Origin of the sequence: Actinomyces sp. 2119 (assembly GCF_003591215.1) — a bacterium.
Taxonomy (GTDB): Bacteria; Actinomycetota; Actinomycetes; order Actinomycetales; family Actinomycetaceae; genus Actinomyces; species Actinomyces lilanjuaniae.
The window spans coordinates 67,633-89,378 of the sequence record NZ_QYRR01000006.1; the positions used below are offsets into that span (position 1 = coordinate 67,633).

Annotated in this window: 20 protein-coding genes and 1 pseudogene; 9 read left to right on the forward strand and 12 right to left on the reverse strand. The window is 68.5% G+C overall.

Features of this window, described 5'->3' with window-relative positions; all coding sequences use genetic code 11:
- Positions 1-145: 145 nt before the first annotated feature.
- From D4740_RS08360 to glgB, 4 genes are all read left to right on the forward strand, one after another.
- Positions 146-2,251: an alpha-1,4-glucan--maltose-1-phosphate maltosyltransferase gene (locus D4740_RS08360; RefSeq protein WP_119836488.1), complete on the forward strand. Its 2,106-nt coding sequence runs from the start codon at positions 146-148 to the stop codon at positions 2,249-2,251.
- A gap of 170 nt (positions 2,252-2,421) precedes the next feature.
- Positions 2,422-4,215 (forward strand): maltose alpha-D-glucosyltransferase, encoded by a 1,794-nt coding sequence (gene treS / locus D4740_RS08365; RefSeq protein ID WP_119836672.1) that lies wholly within the window; start codon positions 2,422-2,424, stop codon positions 4,213-4,215.
- Entirely contained in the window at positions 4,212-5,840 is a 1,629-nt protein-coding gene (locus D4740_RS08370) for a phosphotransferase (protein WP_243106691.1), read from the forward strand. The genes treS and D4740_RS08370 overlap by 4 nt, the downstream gene beginning before the upstream one ends.
- A 158-nt stretch (positions 5,841-5,998) precedes the next feature.
- Positions 5,999-8,230, forward strand: a complete 2,232-nt coding sequence (glgB, locus tag D4740_RS08375) for a 1,4-alpha-glucan branching protein GlgB (protein WP_119836490.1) — start codon at positions 5,999-6,001, stop codon at positions 8,228-8,230.
- A gap of 83 nt (positions 8,231-8,313) precedes the next feature.
- Here the strand turns inward: glgB and D4740_RS08380 are convergent, their stop codons facing one another.
- The 6 genes and pseudogenes from D4740_RS08380 to D4740_RS08410 form a co-directional block, all read right to left on the reverse strand.
- Entirely contained in the window at positions 8,314-9,705 is a 1,392-nt protein-coding gene (locus D4740_RS08380) for a mannose-1-phosphate guanylyltransferase (RefSeq protein WP_259390756.1), read from the reverse strand.
- Between the two features lie 189 nt (positions 9,706-9,894).
- Positions 9,895-10,101 (reverse strand): annotated as a pseudogene (locus D4740_RS13540) (phosphopantetheine-binding protein); the annotation flags it as partial.
- Between the two features lie 85 nt (positions 10,102-10,186).
- Positions 10,187-10,468 carry an AMP-binding enzyme gene (locus tag D4740_RS08390; protein ID WP_182911376.1) on the reverse strand — a complete coding sequence of 94 codons (282 nt, stop codon included), beginning with the start codon at positions 10,466-10,468 and terminating at the stop codon, positions 10,187-10,189.
- 221 nt (positions 10,469-10,689) lie between these two features.
- On the reverse strand, positions 10,690-11,103 hold the full coding sequence (locus tag D4740_RS08400) for a VOC family protein (protein ID WP_162933903.1): 414 nt from the start codon (positions 11,101-11,103) through the stop codon (positions 10,690-10,692).
- Between the two features lie 239 nt (positions 11,104-11,342).
- Positions 11,343-12,293 (reverse strand): YihY/virulence factor BrkB family protein, encoded by a 951-nt coding sequence (locus D4740_RS08405; RefSeq protein WP_119836495.1) that lies wholly within the window; start codon positions 12,291-12,293, stop codon positions 11,343-11,345.
- Positions 12,294-12,304: 11 nt separating this feature from the next.
- The gene (locus D4740_RS08410; RefSeq protein ID WP_119836674.1) at positions 12,305-12,892 is read right to left on the reverse strand and encodes a 2'-5' RNA ligase family protein; all 588 of its coding nucleotides are present in this window, start codon (positions 12,890-12,892) and stop codon (positions 12,305-12,307) included.
- Between the two features lie 199 nt (positions 12,893-13,091).
- On the opposite strand from D4740_RS08410, the gene D4740_RS12900 reads away from it, so the two are divergent.
- Both D4740_RS12900 and galK read left to right on the forward strand, forming a co-directional pair.
- Complete coding sequence (locus D4740_RS12900) at positions 13,092-13,241, forward strand: hypothetical protein (RefSeq protein ID WP_162933904.1); 150 nt, start codon at positions 13,092-13,094, stop codon at positions 13,239-13,241.
- Between the two features lie 21 nt (positions 13,242-13,262).
- Entirely contained in the window at positions 13,263-14,588 is a 1,326-nt protein-coding gene (gene galK, locus D4740_RS08420) for a galactokinase (RefSeq protein WP_119836497.1), read from the forward strand.
- Positions 14,589-14,652: 64 nt separating this feature from the next.
- On the opposite strand, the gene D4740_RS08425 is transcribed toward galK, so the two are convergent.
- Complete coding sequence (locus D4740_RS08425) at positions 14,653-15,585, reverse strand: endonuclease/exonuclease/phosphatase family protein (protein WP_119836498.1); 933 nt, start codon at positions 15,583-15,585, stop codon at positions 14,653-14,655.
- 42 nt (positions 15,586-15,627) lie between these two features.
- Between D4740_RS08425 and yccX the strand changes: the two genes are divergently transcribed.
- Both yccX and D4740_RS13335 read left to right on the forward strand, forming a co-directional pair.
- Positions 15,628-15,942 (forward strand): acylphosphatase, encoded by a 315-nt coding sequence (yccX, locus tag D4740_RS08430; protein WP_119836499.1) that lies wholly within the window; start codon positions 15,628-15,630, stop codon positions 15,940-15,942.
- Between the two features lie 77 nt (positions 15,943-16,019).
- Positions 16,020-16,322, forward strand: coding sequence for a hypothetical protein (locus tag D4740_RS13335; protein ID WP_259390757.1), 303 nt, complete (start codon positions 16,020-16,022; stop codon positions 16,320-16,322).
- A 149-nt stretch (positions 16,323-16,471) separates the two neighbouring features.
- Here the strand turns inward: D4740_RS13335 and D4740_RS08440 are convergent, their stop codons facing one another.
- The 5 genes from D4740_RS08440 to D4740_RS08460 all read right to left on the reverse strand — a co-directional run bounded on the left by D4740_RS08440 (position 16,472) and on the right by D4740_RS08460 (position 21,162).
- Positions 16,472-17,221, reverse strand: a complete 750-nt coding sequence (locus tag D4740_RS08440) for an ABC transporter permease (RefSeq protein ID WP_119836676.1) — start codon at positions 17,219-17,221, stop codon at positions 16,472-16,474.
- Between the two features lie 7 nt (positions 17,222-17,228).
- Positions 17,229-17,981 carry an ABC transporter permease gene (locus D4740_RS08445; RefSeq protein WP_119836500.1) on the reverse strand — a complete coding sequence of 251 codons (753 nt, stop codon included), beginning with the start codon at positions 17,979-17,981 and terminating at the stop codon, positions 17,229-17,231.
- Complete coding sequence (locus D4740_RS08450; RefSeq protein WP_119836501.1) at positions 17,978-18,892, reverse strand: ABC transporter ATP-binding protein; 915 nt, start codon at positions 18,890-18,892, stop codon at positions 17,978-17,980. The genes D4740_RS08445 and D4740_RS08450 overlap by 4 nt, the downstream gene beginning before the upstream one ends.
- 104 nt (positions 18,893-18,996) lie before the next feature.
- The gene (locus D4740_RS08455; RefSeq protein ID WP_259390758.1) at positions 18,997-19,845 is read right to left on the reverse strand and encodes a response regulator transcription factor; all 849 of its coding nucleotides are present in this window, start codon (positions 19,843-19,845) and stop codon (positions 18,997-18,999) included.
- 6 nt (positions 19,846-19,851) lie between these two features.
- Positions 19,852-21,162, reverse strand: a complete 1,311-nt coding sequence (locus D4740_RS08460) for a sensor histidine kinase (RefSeq protein WP_147392881.1) — start codon at positions 21,160-21,162, stop codon at positions 19,852-19,854.
- Between the two features lie 238 nt (positions 21,163-21,400).
- On the opposite strand from D4740_RS08460, the gene D4740_RS12735 reads away from it, so the two are divergent.
- Positions 21,401-21,604 carry a hypothetical protein gene (locus tag D4740_RS12735; RefSeq protein ID WP_147392882.1) on the forward strand — a complete coding sequence of 68 codons (204 nt, stop codon included), beginning with the start codon at positions 21,401-21,403 and terminating at the stop codon, positions 21,602-21,604.
- Positions 21,605-21,746 lie beyond the last annotated feature (142 nt).

Sequence of the window (21,746 nt, forward strand, 5' to 3'; positions counted from 1 at the left end):
CACCCCACAGGCCCCAGCCATGCCACCAGGCAACGCCCCGAGGCCCGGACCACACACCGCGTCCCACCGTCGGTCCCCCGGTACCGCGACAGGCAGGTACCCTGTCCCTGTGACTGAGCACACGACGCCGAGCACGGCCGCACCGATGACGCCCCCGTCCCTGCCGACCCCGTCAGAGGAGGCCGCTCCTGTCGGCTCCTCAGCCGCCGGGTCCTACCCGGTGGGGGCGGTGCCCCAGCCCGCTCCCTTCGCACCCGTCGGTCGCATCCCGGTCACCGAGGTCTTCCCCGTGGTGGAGGACGGCCGCTGGCCCGCCAAGGCCGTGGTCGGCGAGGTGATTCCGGTACGCGCCACGGTCTTCCGGGAGGGCCATGACCGTTTCGGGGCCACGGCAGTGCTCGTGCGCCCCGACGGCACCGACGGGCCCAGCGCGCGCATGCACGAGGTCGCCGTGGGTCTGGACCGCTACGAGGCCCGGCTGGCCCCTGACACTCCCGGCGACTGGCGCTTCCGGGTGGAGGGCTGGTCCGACCCCTACGGCACGTGGGCGCACGATGCCTCCATCAAGGTGCCTGCCGGGGTCGACGTCGAGCTGATGCTGGAGGAGGGCGCGCGCGTCATGGAACGCGCCGCCCAGGTCCCCGGGCGCGCTCCCGAGGACGCCGAGGTGCTGACCCGGGCCGCTGCGGCACTGCGCGACACCTCCCAGGAGGCGGACGCCCGCCTGGAGGCAGGCCTGTCGCAGGAAGTGACCACCGTGCTGGAGCGCCTGCCCCTGCGCGACCTGGTCTCTTCCTCGGCGTCCTACCCCCTGCAGGTGGACCGCACCCGCGCCCTGGCCGGCTCCTGGTACGAGATCTTCCCCCGCTCCCTGGGCTCGGGCGCCGACGAGCACGGCAACTGGCACTCCGGCACCCTGCGCACCGCCACCGAGCACCTGGACCGCATCGCTGCCATGGGCTTCGACGTCCTCTACCTCACCCCGGTCTCCCCGATCGGCACCACCAACCGCAAGGGTCGCAACAACACCCTCACAGCCCGCCCCGGCGACCCGGGCTCCCCCTACGGAATCGGCTCCCCCGAAGGCGGCCACGACGTCATCCACCCCGATCTGGGTACCTTCGACGACTTTGACGCCCTGGTGGAGCGCGCCCGCCAGCTCGGCATGGAGGTAGCCCTGGACCTGGCCCTCCAGTGCTCCCCGGACCACCCGTGGGTGGCTGAGCACCCCGAGTGGTTCACCGTCCTGGCCGACGGGTCCATCGCCTACGCAGAGAACCCCCCCAAGAAGTACCAGGACATCTACCCTCTCAACTTCGATAACGACCCGGAGGGGATCTACCAGGCCATCCTGGAGGTAGTGCGCACCTGGGTCCACCACGGGGTGACGATCTTCCGGGTGGACAACCCGCACACCAAGCCCCTGCCCTTCTGGCAGCGCCTCATCGCCCAGGTGCGAGCCGAGTCCCCTGACGTCCTGTTCCTGGCTGAGGCCTTCACCCGCCCGGCCATGATGCGCACCCTGGGCAAGATCGGGTTCCACCAGTCCTACACCTACTTCGCCTGGCGCAACACCAAGGCGGAGCTGACCGACTACGTGGTGGAGCTGAGCCAGGAGACCGCCCACGTGCTGCGCCCGACCTTCTGGCCTACCACCCACGACATCCTCACCCCCTTCATGACGGCCGGGAAGGTGCCTGCCTTCCGGCTGCGCGCCGTCCTGGCAGCCACGCTGTCGCCCACCTGGGGCATCTACTCCGGCTACGAGCTGGCCGAGTCGGTGCCTCGCCCCGGCTACGAGGAGCAGATCGACAACGAGAAGTACGAGTACAAGCCCCGTGACTTCGCCGCCGCCCGCTCCAACGGCATTGAGGAGCTGCTCACGCGCCTCAACGCCGCACGCGCCGCCCACCCCGCGCTGCGACAGCTGCGTGACGTGTGGTTCCACCCCACCAGCGACGACCACATCATCGCCTACTCCAAGCGGGTGGACGCCGCCCACAGCCCGACCGGGCGTGACGACACGGTGCTCACCGTGGTCAACCTGGACCCGCACAGCGCCCGGGCCGGGGAGGTCTTCCTCAACCTGGAGGCCCTGGGGCTGCCCGCTGAGACCGACGGCTCCCGCCCAGTGGTCCGCGTCACCGACCTCCTGGACGAGGAGTCCTACGAGTGGTCCGGCCAGAACTACGTGCGTCTGGACCCCTTCGTCGGACAGGCCGCCCACGTGTTCGCGGTGGAGGCGCTGTGAACGAGGCCTTTTCCGGTGCTGGCGAAGTGCCTACGGCAGGGCTGCTGGCAGCACCGGGGTCAGTGACACCAGCAGCCGGGCTACCCGTCCTGGCCTCGGACGCTGCCGCTCCAGCAGGTCCTCCCGTCACCACCGCCGCTGCGCCTGTCACCGCAGGCAGTGCCGTCCCGATGACAGTGGCACCGCCGGTCCCCGGCATCCCCGTGCTGCCCCACCAGGACCGTCCTGGCATCAGCGCGGACCCGGAGTGGTTCCGCACCGCCGTGTTCTACGAGGCGCTGCTGCGTTCCTTCGCCGACTCCGACGGTGACGGCACGGGCGACCTGATCGGCCTCATCTCCCGCCTGGACTACCTGGCCTGGCTGGGAGTGGACTGCATCTGGATCCCGCCGTTCTACCCCTCCCCCATGCGCGACGGCGGCTACGACGTCTCGGACTACACTGCCGTAGACCCCCGCTACGGGACGATGGAGGACTTCCGCGAGATGGTCCACCAGGCCCACCAGCGGGGTATCCGGGTGGTCATCGACATGGTCCTCAACCACACCTCGGACACCCATCCGTGGTTCCAGGCCTCCCGCTCGGACCCTGAGGGACCCTACGGGGACTTCTACGTGTGGCGTGACGACGACTCCGGCTACCCGGACACACGGATCATCTTCGTAGACACCGAGGAGTCCAACTGGGCCTACGACGTCGAGCGCGGCCAGTTCTACTGGCACCGGTTCTTCTCCCACCAGCCCGACCTCAACTACGACAACCCGGCCGTGGTGGAAGCCGTCCACGACGTCATCCGGTTCTGGGCGCGCACCGGCGTGGACGGCTTCCGCCTGGACGCGGTCCCCTACCTCACCGAGGAAGAGGGGACCAACTGCGAGAACCTGCCAGGCACCCACGCCGTCGTCGCCGGGATCCGGGCCATGCTGGACCGGGAGTTCCCCGGTGTCATCACGATCGCCGAGGCCAACCAGTGGCCACACGACGTCGTGGACTACTTCGGCACCGAGGAGGCGCCGGAGTGCACCATGTGCTTCCACTTCCCGGTGATGCCTCGGATCTACTACGCCCTGCGCCAGGAGTCAGCCACAGCGGTCCGCTGGGTGCTGGAGCAGACCCCGCAGATTCCGGCCCACGGCCAGTGGGGTACCTTCCTGCGCAACCACGACGAGCTGACCCTGGAGATGGTCACCGACGCCGAGCGGGCCCAGATGTACGCCTGGTACGCACCTGACGAGCGTATGCGGGCCAACATCGGGATACGCCGCCGCCTGGCGCCGCTGCTGGACGCCTCCCGCGCGGAGATCGAGCTGGCTAACGCGCTGCTGCTGTCCCTGCCAGGAAGCCCCTGCCTCTACTACGGTGACGAGATCGGCATGGGGGAGAACATCTGGCTGGAGGACCGCGACGCCGTGCGCACCCCCATGCAGTGGGACGACTCGCCCAACATGGGCTTCTCCACTGCGGTGGACCCGGGCTCCCTCACCCTGCCCCTCATCCAGACCCCGGGCTACTCCCACCTGACAGTAGCCACCGAGATGGCCCGGCCCGACTCCCTGCTGCACTTTATGCGCCGCCTGCTGCACCTGAGGCGCCAGCACCCGGCACTGGGACGAGGCGACTTCCGTCTGCGTCCCACCAGCGACGATGCGGTCCTGGCCCACACCCGCTCCGAGGCGGGACCGGGCGGGGAGACGCTCCTGTGCGTGACGAACCTGTCCTCCGTGCCGCGCTCGGTGAGGGTCCAGGCCCCGGACCTGGCCGGGATGAGCACCACCGACGTCTTTGGGGGCACCGTCTTCCCCCGGTTCGACGAGTCCGGTGTGCTCACCCTGACACTGGGGGCCCGTGGCTACTACTGGCTGTCCGTGACACGCCCGGATGCTGCCTCAGGAGCGGTCGCGGAGGCGACGTGGAGGAGCACGGTCCCGGGTATGCCCTCGCAGCCCGCCGGGGAGGGGCTGTGAGATCCGGGGCCTGGCCGCAGGACGAGGCGCTGCTGGAGGCTCTGGGGGCCTGGCTGCCCGCCCGCCGGTGGTTCCCGCTCAAGGGCGCCGCCGGGTCCGAGCCGCAGTCACTGAGGCTGGTCGCCTGCCAGGATATGGCCCCGGCAGTACGTGACCTGCTCGTCGCCGTCCCCCGCAGCACGCAGCCAGCCACAGCGGAGGAGGGGGTCACCGGGCAGGGCGGGGCCGACGTCGGCAGGGCAAGCGGGGCAAGCACTGACGGGGTGGAGGCAGCCCAGGGACTGCGGGGGCAGGTAGTGCTGCACGTGCCCATGGTCCTGGAGGAGCCCGGCGCCCTGGACTCCTTCGCGGTTGCTGGCGAGCCCCCGGGCAGCCACGGCCTCACCCTGGAAGGTCCTAGCGGCCAGGTGGCTCTCGTCGACGGCGCCCACCACCCGGACTTCTGGCGGGCCTGGGCCCGGCAGGCCCTGGAGGCGGGCACGGTCCTGGAGGAGGACGGGGCCAGGGCGATCCTCCAGCGCGCCCACCGGCTGCGCGTGTCCACCTCCCAGCAGTCGAACAGCTCGGTGGTACTGCCAGCCCCTGCCTGTGGCCAGCAGCCAGGCGGCCCTGAGGACGCCTGCGTCCCGGACCTCGTCGTCAAGCTCCTCCGGGTCCTGGACGAGGGGCGCAACCCGGACGTGGAGGTCTCCGTGGCCCTGGCCCGCGACGGCTGGGACCGGGTCCGCAGGCCTGTGGCCTGGTCCGTGGCTACCTGGAACCCTGCCCGGTCGGAGCTAGGACCCAGCACGATGCCCGCACCTGCCACAGCATCCACAGTCTCCACCGACTCGGCCGTGGCCTGCGTCTTCGTACCCGAGGCCGAGGACGGCTTCGAGCTGTTCTGCGCGCTGGCCTCCTCCGACGACGCCGACGGGCCGCGCCGCAAGAGGGCGCTGTCCCTGGCTGCGTCCCTGGGGGATACGACCGCGCAGATGCACGACCACCTGGTCTCCGCCCTGGGAGCCAGCGCACCGCCCTCGCCCCGCGACCTGGCGGCCGCCCTGAGGCTGCGCGCCGGGTGGGCGCTGGCCGAGGTCCCTGAGGTCTCCCAGAGGATACCCGGTGCCGCAGACCAGGTCCGCCGCTTCCTCACCCGCCTGGAGGCGCTGGACACCCTGGGCCCGTCCTCACGGGTCCACGGCGACTACCACCTGGGCCAGGTCCTCCACGAGACCGGCGGGCAGCAGCGGTGGTACGTCCTGGACTTCGAGGGGGAGCCCCTGCGCCCGCTGGCGGAGCGCACTCGTCCCGACCAGCCTCTGCGCGACGTGGCGGGCATGCTGCGCTCCTTCGACTACGCCGCGGCGGTGGGCAGGACCGTGCACCCGGACTGGCTGCCCGCAGTGCGCCGCGCCTTCACTGACGGCTACTACAGCCGTGCCCGCCACGGGCACGGCCCAACCGCGCTGGACCAGGCTGCCTCCGAGGTGCTGCTGGCCTGCCTCGAGCTGGACAAGGCCCTGTACGAGGCCGTCTACGAGGCCCGTAACCGTCCCGACTGGCTCGACATCCCTCTGGACGGTATCGCCTGTCTGCTGGGGACTCCTACCGCACCGGGTGCCCCGGGTCCTGCACACCGCTGAGGCGCTCAGCGGCTCAGTCGGCGACACCCTTAGCCGGGCCGCTGACCAGGCCACGAACCAGGCCGCCGACCCTGCCCGCTGGCTGAGCTGCCGACTCAGGTACTGACTTGGCCGCCCAAACACTCCCACCAGCCCTCGACCCATGGAATAGTTGACTCATGACCGATGCGACCGCACCCGAGCCCGCCCCCGACAACGCCGCGCAGCCCAGGCCCGTCCCCGTGGACCCCTGGGTGCTGGCAGACGTGGCCTACGCCCGCTACCACAACCCGCACGAGGTCCTCGGCGCCCACGTGGGCGACCACGGGGTGACGGTGCGTACCGTGCGCCACCTGGCCGACGCCGTCGTCGTGGTCACTGCGGAGGGCGCCTATCCCGCCACCCACGAGCAGGACGGCGTGTGGGTCGCGGTCCTGCCCGGCCAGGAGGTCCCCGACTACCGCATCAAGGTCACCTACGGGGACGAGACCACGACCGTGGACGACCCCTACCGTTTCCTGCCCACCCTGGGCGAGATGGACACCTACCTCATCTCCGAGGGGCGCCACGAGGAGCTGTGGGAGGTACTGGGCTCCCACGTCAAGCACTTCTCCGGCTCGCTGGGGGACGTGGACGGCACCGCCTTCGCGGTGTGGGCGCCCAACGCCCGGGCCGTGCGCGTGGTGGGCGACTTCAACTACTGGGACGGCACCGCCACCGCTATGCGCTCCCTGGGCTCCTCCGGTGTGTGGGAGCTGTTCGTCCCAGGGGTTGGGGTGGGCGCCCGCTACAAGTACGAGATCTGCTTCGCCGACGGCTCCTGGCACCAGAAGGCCGACCCCCTGGCCCGAGCCACCGAGGTCCCCCCGGCCACCGCCAGCGTGGTTACCGACCGCTTCCACGAGTGGGGTGACCAGGAGTGGATGGCCAGGAGGGCGGAGACCAACCCCCACAACCAGCCCATGAGCATCTACGAGGTCCACGTCGGCTCGTGGCGCCAGGGCCTGGGCTACCGGGGACTGGCCGAGGAGCTCGTGCCCTACGTCAAGGAGGCAGGCTTCACCCACGTCGAGCTCATGCCCGTGGCCGAGCACCCCTTCGGAGGCTCCTGGGGCTACCAGGTCACCGGCTACTACGCTCCCACGGCGAGGTTCGGGACCCCTGACGACTTCAGGTACCTGGTGGACCAGCTCCACCAGGCGGGCATCGGTGTCATCCTGGACTGGGTCCCCGCCCACTTCCCCAAGGACGAGTGGGCACTGGCGCGCTTCGACGGCACCGCCTTGTACGAGGACCCCGATCCCCAGCGCGGTGAGCACCCCGACTGGGGCACCTACGTGTTCAACTTCGGTCGCAACGAGGTACGTAACTTCCTGGTGGCCAACGCCCTGTACTGGCTCCAGGACTTCCACATCGACGGCCTACGCGTGGACGCGGTGGCCTCTATGCTCTATCTGGACTACTCCCGCGAGGACGGTCAGTGGCACCCCAACCAGTTCGGTGGGCGGGAGAACTTGGAGGCCATCAGCTTCCTCCAGGAGTCTACCGCGACCGCCTACCGCAAGTGCCCGGGCATCCTCATGGCGGCCGAGGAGTCTACCGCCTGGCCGGGGGTGACCGCCCCCACGGAGTACGGCGGCCTGGGCTTCGGCCTGAAGTGGAACATGGGCTGGATGAACGACACTCTGCGCTACCTGGCGGAGGACCCGGTCAACCGCCGCTACCACCACGGCGAGCTGACCTTCTCCCTGGTCTACGCCTTCTCCGAGCAGTTCATCCTGCCCCTGAGCCACGACGAGGTGGTCCACGGCAAGGGCTCCCTGCTGTCCAAGATGCCCGGCGACGCCTGGCAGGAGCTGGCGGGCCTGCGCGCCCTGTACGCCTACCAGTGGTCCCACCCGGGCAAGCAGCTGCTCTTCATGGGCCAGGAGTTCGGCCAGGGCGCGGAGTGGAACGCGGACAACTCCCTGGACTGGTGGATCCTGGACGACCCCGGCCACCAGGGCCTGCTGCGGCTCGTCACCGACCTCAACACCCTCTACAAGGCCTCTCCCGCCCTGTGGGCCGAGGACTTCTCCCACCGAGGCTTCGAGTGGATCGAGGCCGGGGACGGGGACCACAACGTCCTGTCCTACCTGCGCAAGGGCACTGACGCCGAGGGCAGGGCGGACCTGATGGTGTGCGTGGTCAACTTCGCCGGCACCCCGCACGAGGGCTACCGCGTGGGGCTGCCCTTCGCTGGCGACTGGGACGAGGTCCTCAACACCGACTCCCCGCAGTACGGGGGCTCCGGCGTGGGCAACCTGGGCCACCTTGAGGCTGAGGAGCTGCCCTGGAACGGGCGTCCCGCCTCCGTACGGCTGCGCGTGCCCCCGCTGGGCGCCGTCTTCCTGCGGCCCTCACAGGACTGAGGGGCAGGCCTTCCCGGGGCCGGGGCGTGTGCTCCGGCCCCGGTCCGCGTTCTAGGAGCCCCGGGGCGTCCCGTCAGAGCAGGTCAGAGCAGCTCATCCCGCCCGTGGTCGGCCAGCCGGTCAACAACACCCTTGACCTCCTGCGCGTGGTCTGGAGTCGTCACCAGGAGCGCGTCCGGGGTGTCAACCACGACGACCCCGGGCACGCCCAGCAGCACCACCGTCCTGCCGCTCGCTGCGGCCACGAGCGACCCCGGCGAGGAGAACACCTCAACCTCCTCGTCCTCATTCTCCTCGGTATTCTCCTCAGTCTCGCTCCCACCCTGCGCAGCCGTGCCCTCCCGAGCCGGTGCAGGCGGACTGGCCGCCACCGCTGCTCGGCCGTCCTCAGGTACAGGCGCAGGCCTTGAGGCACGTCCTGTCGTACCGTCCTGGCCTGCCAGGGCGAAGTCCAGGACGGCGGCTCCTGCGGCAGGCCCCTCCGTGCGGGTTGGCACCAGCTGGGCGAGGCTGTCGTAGCCGCCGACGTCGTCCCACCCCATGGAGGCCGGGACCACGGCCACTCCCCCCTCGGCGGCCACCGGCTCGGCGATGGCGTGGTCGATGGCGATCCTCTCCAGGCCCGGCCACACCTGCGCGACGACACTGCTCCGCCTGGGGGTGTCCCAGACCTGGGCCACCTCCTCGATCCCCGCTGCCAGGTCCGGGCGCTGGGCCGCGAGGTGGTCCAGCAGCACCCCGGCCCGGGCCACGAACATGCCCGCGTTCCACTGGTAGCCACCGGCATCCAGGTAGGCCTGCGCGGTAGCCGCATCCGGTTTCTCGGTGAAGCCCAGGACCTGGTAGCCCTGGGGGGCTCCTGGCACCCCGAGGCGTCGGCCGGCACGGATGTAGCCGAAGGCGGTGGAGGGCCCGGTGGCCTCGATGCCGATAGTCACCACCCAGCCCGCCTCCGCCAGGACAGCCGCCTGGGTGACGGCGTCGGTAAAGGCAGCCTCGTCAGTGATGACGTGGTCGGCGGCGAAGGAGCCCACGACCGCCTCACGGCCGTACCGGTAGGCGATGATGGCTGCGGCCAGGCCGATGGCAGCCATGGAGTCACGCGGTGAGGGCTCGGCAATGAGGTTGTCAGGCGGGAGCCCGGGAAGCTGGTCCGCCACGGCCTCCAGGTGGGCGGCTCCGGTGACCACCGTCGTCGTGGCCGCCACTGGCGCCAGGCGGGCGACCGTGGCCTGGAGCAGGCTGCGTCCGCTACCGGTGAGGTCGAGGAGGAACTTGGGACGGTGACGTCGGCTCAGCGGCCACAGCCGGGTCCCAGCCCCTCCGGCCGGGATGATTGCGTGGATCTGCCTGCTCCCCACCGACTCAGCGTGCCGCTGTGTCAGCCTGCGCGCCTGTCCTGCTGAGCCTGCGGCCTGGACAGCTCTCTCCGGGCGCCCTGGCCGCCCGGTCATCTCAGTCCTCGTGTCACCCACCCCGGCAGACTACCCCGGCGCTGTACCGCAGCGCGTCAGGCGAGTACGCAGGTAACCCCCGGTGAAGCGCGACAGCGTAGTCCACACACCACAGACACTCGAGGCGCACGACTCCCTTCAACTTAGTTCCGTGGAGAGCAAACTCACTCATGCACTACGGGACAAAGCATAGATGTCATCCATTAAAACTCAAGAATCTCCTGAACTGCAAATATATTTTGCATGGAGGACGAGTCGATCAATGCTTCCCGCGTCGATAACGTCCTTGGCGGAGATGTGCAACTCTAACTTCCTGCTGAGAAGCGCCCCTATCATTAAAGCCTGCGTCGAAGTCACCCCTAAGGAGACAAAACTGTCAGACGGCGACTCCAATGCTTCAGGACAAATAGTAGAAAATACATCTTGAAAAGCATCCTAATATCTAAAATTCAACTGCGGATTCTCGTCGGAAACCTCGTCGCCTCCACCGTCGGCGATTTGTCTAGAAAGATCGCAGTAAACGAAGATCGTACTTACCATTAGAGTTCAAAGGAAAATCATCAACTATAACCCATCTGTCAGGTAACATGTATTCAGGCAACTCAGACGAAACGAAACTCTGAATAGAACCTAGATCATTAAACCCGTCCACAACAGCAATATACGCAACCATTTCAGCCGCATCAACTTCGGCGCCAACAACATCTATAACACATCCGATAACTTCCGGACAAGCCTCGACAGCAAACCTCACTTCCAAAGTCGAAATGCGGTGGCCACGCACCTTAACAAGGCTATCTCGCCTCCGGATCCATTGCAAATCACCCTAATCCGAAGAAACAACATCGCCGGTACGATAAACTCGAGTCGAATCAATCCAAACAAAAGTAGAATCTGTAGTATCAGAATCGCCAACATACCCTTCGGCTAAACAAGGGCCGGAAATACCCAGTTCAGTATCCCCGTCATCAAGAGGTAAAAGAATGCAGGCGATTCTGATGAATCTTATTCAGAGTCGCCAATATTTATTTGCCAGGTAACACCGAACTTGTCAATCAACTGTCCGTACGCGTCACCCCAACTAGCAGTTTCCAGTGGTATCGTAATAGTGGCTTCTTCAGAAAGATTGCTCCAGCAACGCCGAATGAGCTCTTCATCGTCACCACTTATGCAGATATAATAATTATCGCCTGGGGTCAGGCTGCTTGCTACCGGCACATCGGTCACACGAACAACAAAGCCGTCCGGAGTCCGCAAAACACCATAAAGCACCCTTTCTCTGTCACGAGGGTCGTCGCTCGCATCATAACTACCGTAAGTGTAGATCGAAGGGTCTCCCCCAAGAGCCTCTGCGTAAAAGTTTAGCGCTTCGCGCGCCTTGCCCTCGAATGCCAGGTATGGACTGAGGTCAGGCTTCATCTTCCTTCTCCTTAACTTGCTCGACCTATCAGCTGACTTCATTCGATAATTTGTTGTTTAGATTATTCTAGGTACCCTCCTGCGTGATTGACAGCCTATTAGGGCGGGATTTCCGGTTGATGATCCCGTATCGCCTCCAGGACCACAACCGTGCCTTGCCGACGCAGCCTGGCTGCTGACCCTGACTGGTGCTTGCGGTCTAAGCGAAATGGTACTGCGGCGCAAGCGCTTCACACAGTTTAGTGACCTTCACCAGCACCAAGAGCTCTTCTTATGCCTTTCGTGGTCTGCGCACTTGCCTCATCTGGTGGAACTCGGTGGGACCCTTCGGCGGGAGCCTCGTCTGCCTCTGCCATCCAGGCCGCCGTCAGGAGCACCACGCGGGCCGCCAGGTTCAGCCACAGCAGGAGCACTGCGACAGCAGCGAAGGAGGCCAGCAGGGGGTTGCTCGCCGAGGAGCCCACCACGTCGGTCCCTAACTCACGCAGCACCCCGAGGGCCAGCGCTCCCAGCGCACTGCCCCACAGCAGGTCACGCCGAGGTGGCCGCGCGCCGCTCACTCTCACCAGGAGAGCCAGGATGCCGGAGTCAATCACGAATGACACCACCAGGACCGCCACCCTGGAGCCGGTGCTGGTCAGCGCACCTGAGAGCCCCAGGGCCTGCCCAGCCTCCCCCGACAGGAGCCTGGTGAGCACCGAGGCGACAGCAGTCACCAGGACCCCCACCACGATGATGACAAAACCGACCAGGTTCATCAGCTGGGTGCGTACCAGCCCCGTGGACTGGTCCGTCAGCGTGAACACGGCTCTCAGTCCCGTCCGGATCGCCCCCATGAGACTCATCGCCGAGAACATCAGGGCTGCGACGGCCAGGACCGACCCCACGGTGAGGGCCGAGTCCAGCACCAGCTGGTCAACGGTGACCAGGCCGCCGCTACCGGTGTCCACGACCCCGGGAAGCAGCGAGTCGATAGTGGTCACAACGGACCGACGCACGGAGTCGTGGCTGCCGACGAACGCCATGAGGGCGCTCACCCCGATCGCCAGGGCGGCGAAGACCGAGAACAGGCCGGTGTAGGCGATCCCCCCGGCGATGAGGTTCCCGTGCGCCTCCTGGTAGCGCTCCAGGGCACGTCCCACCCGCGAGCGCCGCAGGCGTCCCACCAGCTGTCCGACTCCTCCCAGCACAGCCCAGCCTCTCAGACGTGCTGGTGGAACTGCGGGAGGGGGGACAGGTCGGTGGAGGTCCCGAAGGAGAAGGACCTGATCTCTTCCCACAGCCCCTGCGGGGACAGGCGACAGAGGTCCAGACTGGCAGCCTCAAAAGAGATTTCCAGCTCGGCGCCCGCAGTGGCAGCCAGGTCCAGGCTGGCGTCGTCCAGCCCCTGGGCCAAGGTGACGTGCGGGTGGAAGGGGAAGCTCAGCGGCCGCGCCAGGGGGCCGGCCTCGTCACGTACACGCGCCTGGAGAAGGTCGCACTGCGCGGCTCCGCTGCGCAGGCTGAGGTAGACCACCGGGGAGACCGGTCGGAAGGTGCCCACCTCCCGCAGACGGACGTCAAAGGGGGCAGTCCGGGACGCCACCCACCGCAGGTGATCAGCCACCGCTGCCAGGGCGTCAGTGTCCACCGCGGTAGGAGGCAGAAGCGTGATGTGGGGTGGCACCACCTGGGCCAGGGGGTCCCCTGCCATGGCGCGCACGGTACGCACCCGCTCCGCCCCCGCGTCTGGCAGGGCAAGCACCACACCGATGACGCACTGGTTGGCGCCCGTCACAGGAACGTACATGGCCACCAACCTCCTTCCTGTCCGGACCCGCCCGCGAGACCGCGAGGACAGGTCTGCTCCTGCCGCAGCCGCGTGGCAGCGCCCTGCAGGAGCCCACACTACCGCGAGCCAGGGCACCAGTCCCGACAGGGGTCAGACGCGTCCAGCCTCTGACAGCACCCGTGGTGGAGACACCGGCAGACTCTGGCAGAATACCGACGTGCGCGCTGTGTCACCCGGATCGACCACCCACGAGGACGTGGTGGTCTACCAGCCGTGCCGCCCGTGGTACCAGCTGCCGCCGCCAGCCGCTACCAGCCACTGCGCGGACCACAGCCCACCCGGCCGTCGCCGCTCCACCCACCACTGACCCAATCCCAGGAGACCCCCGATGAGCACCCAGCAGCCCACCCAGCCCCTGTTCACCCCCGCCATGTCGCCCCAGGAGGGTACCAGCGCTGCCACCGCCCTGTTCCGCGAGACCTTTGGCGGCGAGCCCGACGGCGTGTGGTACGCCCCGGGACGTGTCAACATCATCGGTGAGCACACGGACTACAACGGCGGCCTGGCCCTGCCCATCGCGCTGCCCCACCGCGCCCACCTGGCGCTGCGCAGGCGCCAAGACCGCACGGTCCGCCTGGTCTCCCCGCAGACCAGGCAGCAGGTTGACGTCACGGACCTGGACACGATCGGCCCCAAGGGGACACCAGGGGAGGTCCGCCAGTGGGCCGCCTACGTCGCTGGCGTCGCCTGGGCGCTGGAGCGGGAGGGCTTCGCGGGCCTGCCGGGATTTGACGCCGCCCTGGTGTCCTGCGTGCCCCTGGGTGGGGGCCTGTCCTCCTCAGCGGCCCTGGAGTGCTCGGCCGCTGTCGCTATCGACGAGGTGGCAGGCCTGGGGCTGGCAGGCAGTGCCGACTCCCCTGACGACGCCGGGCGTGCCCGGCTGGTCCAGGTGTGCGTGCGCGCTGAGAACGAGATGGCTGGCGCACCGACCGGGGGCATGGACCAGTCCGCCTCCCTGCGCTGCCTGCCCGGGCACGCCCTGGAGCTGGACTGCCGGGACGGGTCGGTAGCCCACGTGCCCTTTGACCTTGCCGCCCAGGAGCTGGCACTGCTGGTCATCGACACCAAGGCAAAGCACTCCCTGGTTGACGGCCAGTACGGCCAGCGTCGCGCCGCCTGCGAGCAGGCGGCCAACCTCCTGGGTGTCGAGCTGCTGGCCGACGTCGCCGTGCAGGACCTTGACGAGGCGCTGGAGCGCCTGCGGGCAGCCGCCTCTGGCTCCCAGGGCTCCACGAGCGCGGCCGGGGCCGACACGCTGGAGCCCGACGTGCTGGTACGCCGCACCAGGCACGTGGTCACTGAGATTGACCGGACCCACCAACTGGTAGGGCTCCTGCAGGACGGCCGCCCTCTGGCAGGTGACAAGCTCGCCGCCGCTGGCGCTCTCATGGACGCCTCCCACGAGTCCCTGCGCGTGGACTACGAGTGCACCTGCCCCGAGCTGGACACAGCCGTGGAGGCGGCCCGCTCCGCCGGAGCCCACGGCGCCCGCATGACCGGGGGCGGCTTTGGCGGCTCCGCGATCGCCCTGGTGGACGCCGCGCGTGTCCACGACGTCGCGGCTGCTGTCACCGACGCCTACGCCCGGGCGGGGTTCACCCCGCCCGCCTTCCTCGACGCCGTCCCCTCAGCGCCCGCAGGCCGCCTGGCCTGAGTCAGGACCAGCAGGGTCTGCGTCGCGACCAGCCAGCCGCAGGAGCTGCGGCAGCACCGTCGGCTTAGTCAGCGCAGCCAGCGCCGTCGGCGTAGTCAACCACCAGCGGGGCGTGGTCAGACCAGCGGGAGGCGTAGTCCAGGGCACGGTCAACCGTGAAGGATCGCGCGCGCTCGGCCAGCCCCGGGGTGGCGGCCTGGTAGTCGATCCTCCACCCGGCGTCGTTGTCGAAGGCCTTGCCCCTCTGGGACCACCAGGTATAAGGACCCTGGGTCTCAGCTCCGGCCAGGACACGGGAGACGTCCACCCAGCCGGAGGAGAACCACTCCTCCAGGTGGGCGATCTCCTCGTCCATGACCCCGGCGATCTTGTTGTGGTTGGGCTTCCAGTTCTTGATGTCGCGCTCGGAGCGGACCACGTTGAAGTCCCCCGCGACCAGCGCCTGCGGCCCACCCTGGCGGCTTGCCTCCAGCAGCGCGGCCAGGCGCCGCCCCACCAGGGCCAGGTGGGCGTACTTCTGATCCATCTTCTCCGTGCCCAGCTGGCCGGAGTGGAGGTAGGCGGAGACCACCGTCAGGTCGGTGCCCCCCACAGCAGACCCTGTGGCCACGCTACCGGGGCCGTCAGTATCGTCACCGCTTTCGCCGCCGACTGTCTCACCGGGCTCGACGTCCCTGCCCAGCCGGAGGTCCACCTCCAGCCAGCGCCCGGAGTCCACGTCGGGCTCAGGCGCCTCTGGCGCGGCCACGCCCCGGCGCACGGCACTGACGACGGCCGGGCCGCCCTGCCGCACCGCCACGGACACGCCCGCGCGCCCCTTGATGCGACAGGGCCAGGTAGACACGGTGTAACCGGGCAGGAGGTCGGCAGCGATGCGCTCGTCGGCGCGGACCTCCTGCAGCAGCAGGACGTCGGGGGCGCAGGCGGCCAGCCAGTCCCCCATGCCCTTGCGGGCTGCAGCCCGGATACCGTTGACGTTGACCGTGGCGATACGCATGGCTGCCTAGCCTACAGCCCAGGAGGCTGTCACCATGGGCACATGGCCCCCACGACCAGCTCCGCCTCTCGTACCCGCAGTACCCGTACCATCCACGCCCTGGTCACCGGTGTGGTCCAGGGTGTGGGCTTCCGCTACCACTGTGCCGCCGAGGCCCAGCAGCTGGGCCTGGTAGGCCAGGTGCGCAACCTGCCCGACGGCGACGTCGAGGTCATGGCGCAGGGACCGGCCGACGACGTCGCCCGGCTGGTCGCCTGGCTCTACAAGGGGCCGCGCTGGGCACGCGTGGAGCAGGTCAGCGTCACCGACCTCAGGGCGGGGAGCCTGACCGGCCGCCGCTTCGAGGTCACCGGCTGACGCTGGCCGGGCACGGCACGCACAGAGCAGCCACACACAGCAGCCACACGGGACGGCCCACACGGGACGGCACAGACATGACGGACATTCCAGGTACAACGGACACGACGGGACCGACAGCCCCGGCTGGCTCACAAGCCGGGAGGCGCCCGCAGGCCCCGGGTGCGCCGGGTGCGCGCAGGGCGCTGCGCTGGGGCCTGGCCATCATGGTGCTGGCGGCCTGCCTGCCGCTCGCGGCCCAGCTCACGACCCCACCGGCCTCCACCCTCATGTGGCTGGCCTCCATGCCCCTGTGCCTGGCGGGAGCGGGTGTCGCGGGCCGCGGCGCGCTGCATCTGGCGGCCGCACGCCGGGCGCGGGAGGAGGAGACGCAGCTGTGAGCGCCCGGGCTGACCGGCCACCGAACAGCACCGGGCAGCCACCGGACACACGCGGACAGCCCTACCCGGGGAGGCGGCCCGCCTCGCGGACTCGCCCCAACAAGCTCACCTTGACTCACCTCACACCTGCCCCGTCCCTGGCTCAGCGCTCAGCGCAGCCTCACCGTCCGGATGAGCACCGCTGCCAGCCAGGCGAGCAGGGCGGCGAGCACCAGGCTGGACGCCAGCAGGGGTGCCACGTCGGGGACGACGACACCGCCGGAGTCGGCCAGGGCGGCGAAGGAGCCCAGGTTGAGTGCCCGGGTCGCGATAGCCTGGGGCAGCACGTAGCTGAGGGGGCGCAGAGCCGTGGAGGTCACGGAGGCGATGCCGACCACGCAGCCCAGGAGGCACAGCGCCACGGGAGCGGCGAAGGACCTCAGCAGCATCGACAGCAGCGACTGCACCCCGACCAGGGGAAGAGCCGCGACCAGGGCGATCAGGCCCGTCAGGGCGAACTGCCACGGGAAGGGCTCCTCCAGGTGGAGCACGAGCAGCCCCGCCGCAGCGGTGCCGCCCACCAGCACGGCCTGCATGACTGCCACCAGCAGAAGGACCGAGGCCGCCTTGGCAGCCACCAGCCGCAGCGGAGCCGCTGTGGTGGTCAGGAGCAGGTTCCAGTTGGTGCCCTGGTGCTCCGTGCGCCACACGGTCGCGGTCAGCAGGCTGATGCCCAGCGAGTAAAACAGGAAGCCGTAGAAGAGCACCACCTGGGAGGTGAGCGGGCCCCACCCGGAGCCGAGGGCGTCCTCGTTGCGTATGGCGTTGAGCGTGCCGGTGACGACCGCCAGGACGGGCAGGACGATCGCGATGACCCAGGTGCTGGACCGCCTGAGCTTGGTGAGTTCTGCGTGCAGCACAGGCACCCTACCTTTCCACACGGTCCAGACGTCGGGTCACCACGGTGAACACCACGGCGACCAGGACCAGAAAGCCTGCGACCCATCCGTAAGGCGCGCTCACGTAGGAGACGCGGTCGCCCTCCTGCCCGGCGTGGGAGATGACGGCGTAGTAGCCCCACGGGATCAGCCTGCTGACTGCCGAGGGCATGAGAAGGCTGAACACAGCCAGGAAGGAGCCGAGCGTACCCACTCCCACACTGACGAGCTGGTTGTCCACCCGCGCCGCGAGCCAGATGTGGAGGGCACAGAAAGCGACGTCAAGGAGGTACAGCAGAAGCGTGTAGCCCGCCCAGGAGCCGGTGTCGAGGGGGACCCGGATACCGGCGAGCACGCCGACAGCGACGACAAGACCTGACTGCACCGCGACCGCAGGCAGCAGGAGGAGTGCCAGCGTCACCAGCTTGGCGCGGCACAGGGTGCCGGGGCTGTGGCCTGCGGTGGCAGCAAGCACCCACCCCTGCCCGGAGTGCTCGATGTCGGTCTGGCGGCTGGCGAGGACCGCGGTCAGCAGCGGGGAGGTCATCGCTGCCATGAACGTGTAGGTCAGCAGGAGAGCGGCCCAGGGACGGGCCTGGGGGTCGTCGAGAGAGTCCCGGGTACTGCCGGCGAACAGGGACAGGCAGCTGAGCGCGGCCACGGCAACAACCAGGCTGGCCAGCAGGGGGCGTGTCCGCAGGCGCCGTGTCTTGCGCAGCTCGAGCATAATGCCACGTCTCATAGCAGCCCACCTCGACCGGTCAGGTCCATGAAGACGTCCTCCAGGCTCTGCTGCACCCGGCGCACCCCGTAGACGTCGATGTCGGCAGCGACCAGGCGCCTGACCACCTCGGCGGTCTGCTCCTTGTCGAGGCCGCTGACGGTGACGCCGCCGTGACCAGGGACCGCCCCTGTGATGAGGGCTCGCGCACGGTCCGGCTGGGGTGTCTCGATGACCAGGTCCGGGACGGAACGCTTAAAGAGCTCCTCGCGGGTCCCCTGGAAGATGAGCCGCCCGGAGGAGAGGATGCCCAGGACCGTGGCCATCCTGTCGATCTCGTCAAGGAGGTGGCTGGAGACCATGATCGTGACCCCGGTCTGGGCCAGCTCCACGAGGAGGCTGCGGACCTCCTCGATCCCGGCCGGGTCCAGCCCGTTGGTGGGCTCGTCCAGGATCAGCAGGGAGGGCTCGCGGGCCAGGGCCATGGCGATGCCCAGGCGCTGCTTCATACCCATGGAGTAGTGGCGCACCAGCGTGTCCCTGTGGTCGCGCAGGCGCACCGTGGCCAGAGCCCGGTCAAGCTGGGAGTCGGACAGCCCGAGCATGTCACGCACGATCGTCATGTTCTCCCAGCCGGTGAGGTGGCCGTAGCCGGGGGGTGCCTCGATCATGGACCCGATCATCGGCAGGAGATCTCCTCGTGACGCCGGGGTCAGGCGCTGGCCGAGCACCTCGATCTCTCCGGCGGTGGGTCGGGTCAGCCCCAGGAGCATCTTCATCGTCGTCGACTTCCCGGACCCGTTGGGTCCCAGGAACCCGTAGAGGGCACCCTGAGGGACCCTCAGATCCAGGGCCTCGACAGCGGTACGGTCCCCGAACCGCTTGGTCAGCCCGCGCGTGGCGACGGCGGTCGTCTTCTGATCCGTACGCATGCCCGTCATGCTCGCAGGAGCGGGGTTGCCCAGGCATCGTGCTGCGGTGGGAACCGCTCCGATCCCCGCGTCATACGGTTGCAGGAGAGGCTCCTACCACCGTCTCAGCCGGACTGCCCGGGCACGTCGGATCCCGGAGAGGTCAAGGAGCCGTTGCCAGCGTCCCGGGAGGCACCGGGTCCGCCGGACGGGGCAGGGAGACTGCCCTGGTCTGTGGAGGGGGTGGTCAGTGAGTCAGCCAGCCCGTGGCGGTAGGCCCAGATGACGAGCTGGACCCGGTCGCGGACCCCTAGCTTCATGAGCACGTGGCCCACGTGGGTCTTGACAGTGACCTCTGCTACGTAGAGCTCACGGGCGATCTCAGGGTTCGAGCGTCCCGCGACCACGCGGGCGAGGATGTCACGCTCGCGAGCGGTCAGGGTGTCCAGGGCCTCCAGGGCGCGGGTGTCCGATGAGGCTCCTGGAGCCCCCGGGCGGCCCGCGTCCCCCGGTGCCTCTGGGTTCTCGGTGAGGTGTCGCAGCAGCCGCTGGGTGGTGCTCATGGCGGCGGTGAACGTCCCGTCCCAGGCGGCTCGGATCGCGTCGGCGAGCTGGACCGCCGTGCTGTCTTTGAGGATGAACCCAACGGCCCCGGCCCTGAGCATGCCGATCGCGTAGGCGTCATTGTCGTAGGAGGTCAGGCCCAGGACGCGGGGAGCGGAGTCGGCCTGCTCGGCGGTGATCCTGCGCGTGGCCTCCACTCCGTCCAGGCCAGGCATGCGCACATCCATGAGGACCACGTCGGGCCGCAGCTCTCGCACGCGGTCAACAGCCTGAGCACCGTCGCTGGCGCTGCCTACGGCGGACATGTCGGGCTGGGCCCTGACGATGCGGCTGATCCCGTCACGGACCAGGGACTGGTCGTCAACGACGAGGACGGAGATCCGGCGCCCTGCGTGCTCGGGCTCAGTCACCACCACTCACCGTCTCTCGCTGCCCTCGGGGGCGTCTGTCGATACTCCCGACACTCCCGTCGCGGCCTCCGCCGCTACCGTCAGTGGCCAGGTAGCCACCAAGGTAAAGGTGTCCGCCGGGCCGTGGCTGTCGCGGTGGTCGTATTGGCTGACGTCGTGGTGGCCGGGGTCGGTGCGGTGGTGACCGTGAGGATCACCGTGAGGATCGTTGCGGGTACCGTGGTGAAAGCCGTAGTGAAGGCTGCCGCCATAGAGGGTGCAGCGGCGGCGGATCCCCGCGAGCCCACGGTTCTCGCGGAGCAGCACGCTGTCCGCACCCGGACCGACGGGGTTGTCGACGCTGTTGGAGACCGTGACGCTGAGACGGTCGCAGGCCCACTCCAGGGTCAGCCGCACCGCGTCCCCCGTGCCGTGGCGCTGGGCGTTGGTCAGCGACTCCTGCACCACCCGGTAGACCGCCAGCGACAGCCCCGGCTCCAGATCGCTGGGTGTCCCGCTGGTGCGGCACTCCACGTGCTGGCCCGCAGCCTCCACCCCGGCGAGCAGGTCGTCAAGGTCATCGAGACTGGGAGTGAGGCCGGGAGCAGGGTAGGTGCCTTCCTGGTCCGAGGGAGCCAGCAGCGCCCGCACCTCACCAAGTGCCGACCTGCTGGCACGCGATATTGTCTCGAACAGCTCGGCGACCTCCCTGTCGGCAGCAATGGCCCGGCCGCTCTCGGCCTGGACCACGACACTGGTCAGCGTGTGCGCGAGCACGTCGTGCATCTCGTCATTGATCCGCTCCCGCTCCTCATAGGCCGCCAGCTGGGAGCGGGCCTGCGCGTTGCGCTCAGACAGCAGTCGCCGGTGCTCAGCGTCGCGCAGCGCCTGGAGCGTGCGGCGCCGGAGGAGTCCCGCCGCCCACGCCGCCACAAGGCTGGCGGCCACGAGACCGGCAACCAGCGCCCCCTGCGTGGGCGCGACCCCACGAGCAGGCAGGCTGGCACCCAGCACCCCGACGACGACCAGCCCCAGCACCGGCGCCACGCGCCGCCGCCGCCCGTCAGCGTAGGCGGCTACCGAGTACGCCGCCGCGAGCAGGACAACGTCGCCCGGAAACAGCAGCGCCGCCTCGGTAAGCAGGTGCACGACCGAGACCACCGTCGCCACGGCGGCACAGGCGACTGGTGCGCTACGCCGCAGACCCAGCGTGGCAGCCATCGCGGCCGACCACGCCCAGTCTGGCTGCCCCATCAGTCCCAGGACGGCGCACAGGGCGAGGCCGAGGGCGGCAACAGTCACGTCGCCCTTCCGGCTGCACTCCCGAAACCGGCCCATGAAGACAGCATACACAGCCGTCAATGTAACTATAACCACATAACAAAGCACCGAACTCCGCCCACGGTCTTAGACACCTAGAACGAGATACCTACAACCTCAGTATTGACACGAAGCAAAAATCGTCCAAGAGGCTAGTAGAGCACCAGTCATGGACCACGTATCTTAAGAACCACTCCGACGGCGAAAGCACACCCAAGGACCTAGCAGCCAAACATAAAGAAAGGAGGTGAAAAATATGAGCAACGTTCTCAACCAGGAAATCACAGTCGTCAGTCCGCACTGGGACATGGCGGCACGCGCAGCAGATGACAGCACTCCGTCATTGCAGGCGCAGATCGACGAAGAGTTCCGTAAGATCGTAAGCCCGTACCTGCGAAGCAGTGGCTGGGTATGCACACTGACGATCGAATGCGGGACAATTGTCTGCGCCTGTCGGTGATAGACGTCCGCCGGGTGGTCCGGGCATAGTTCTTGGACCACCCGGCCCTACCACTACCCACCAGAACCCGGAAGTCACAATGTTGTCCCAGCACATTCTTCAAACCCTCCTGCAGGCAACTGCCCTCGCCGAGCGGAATCCG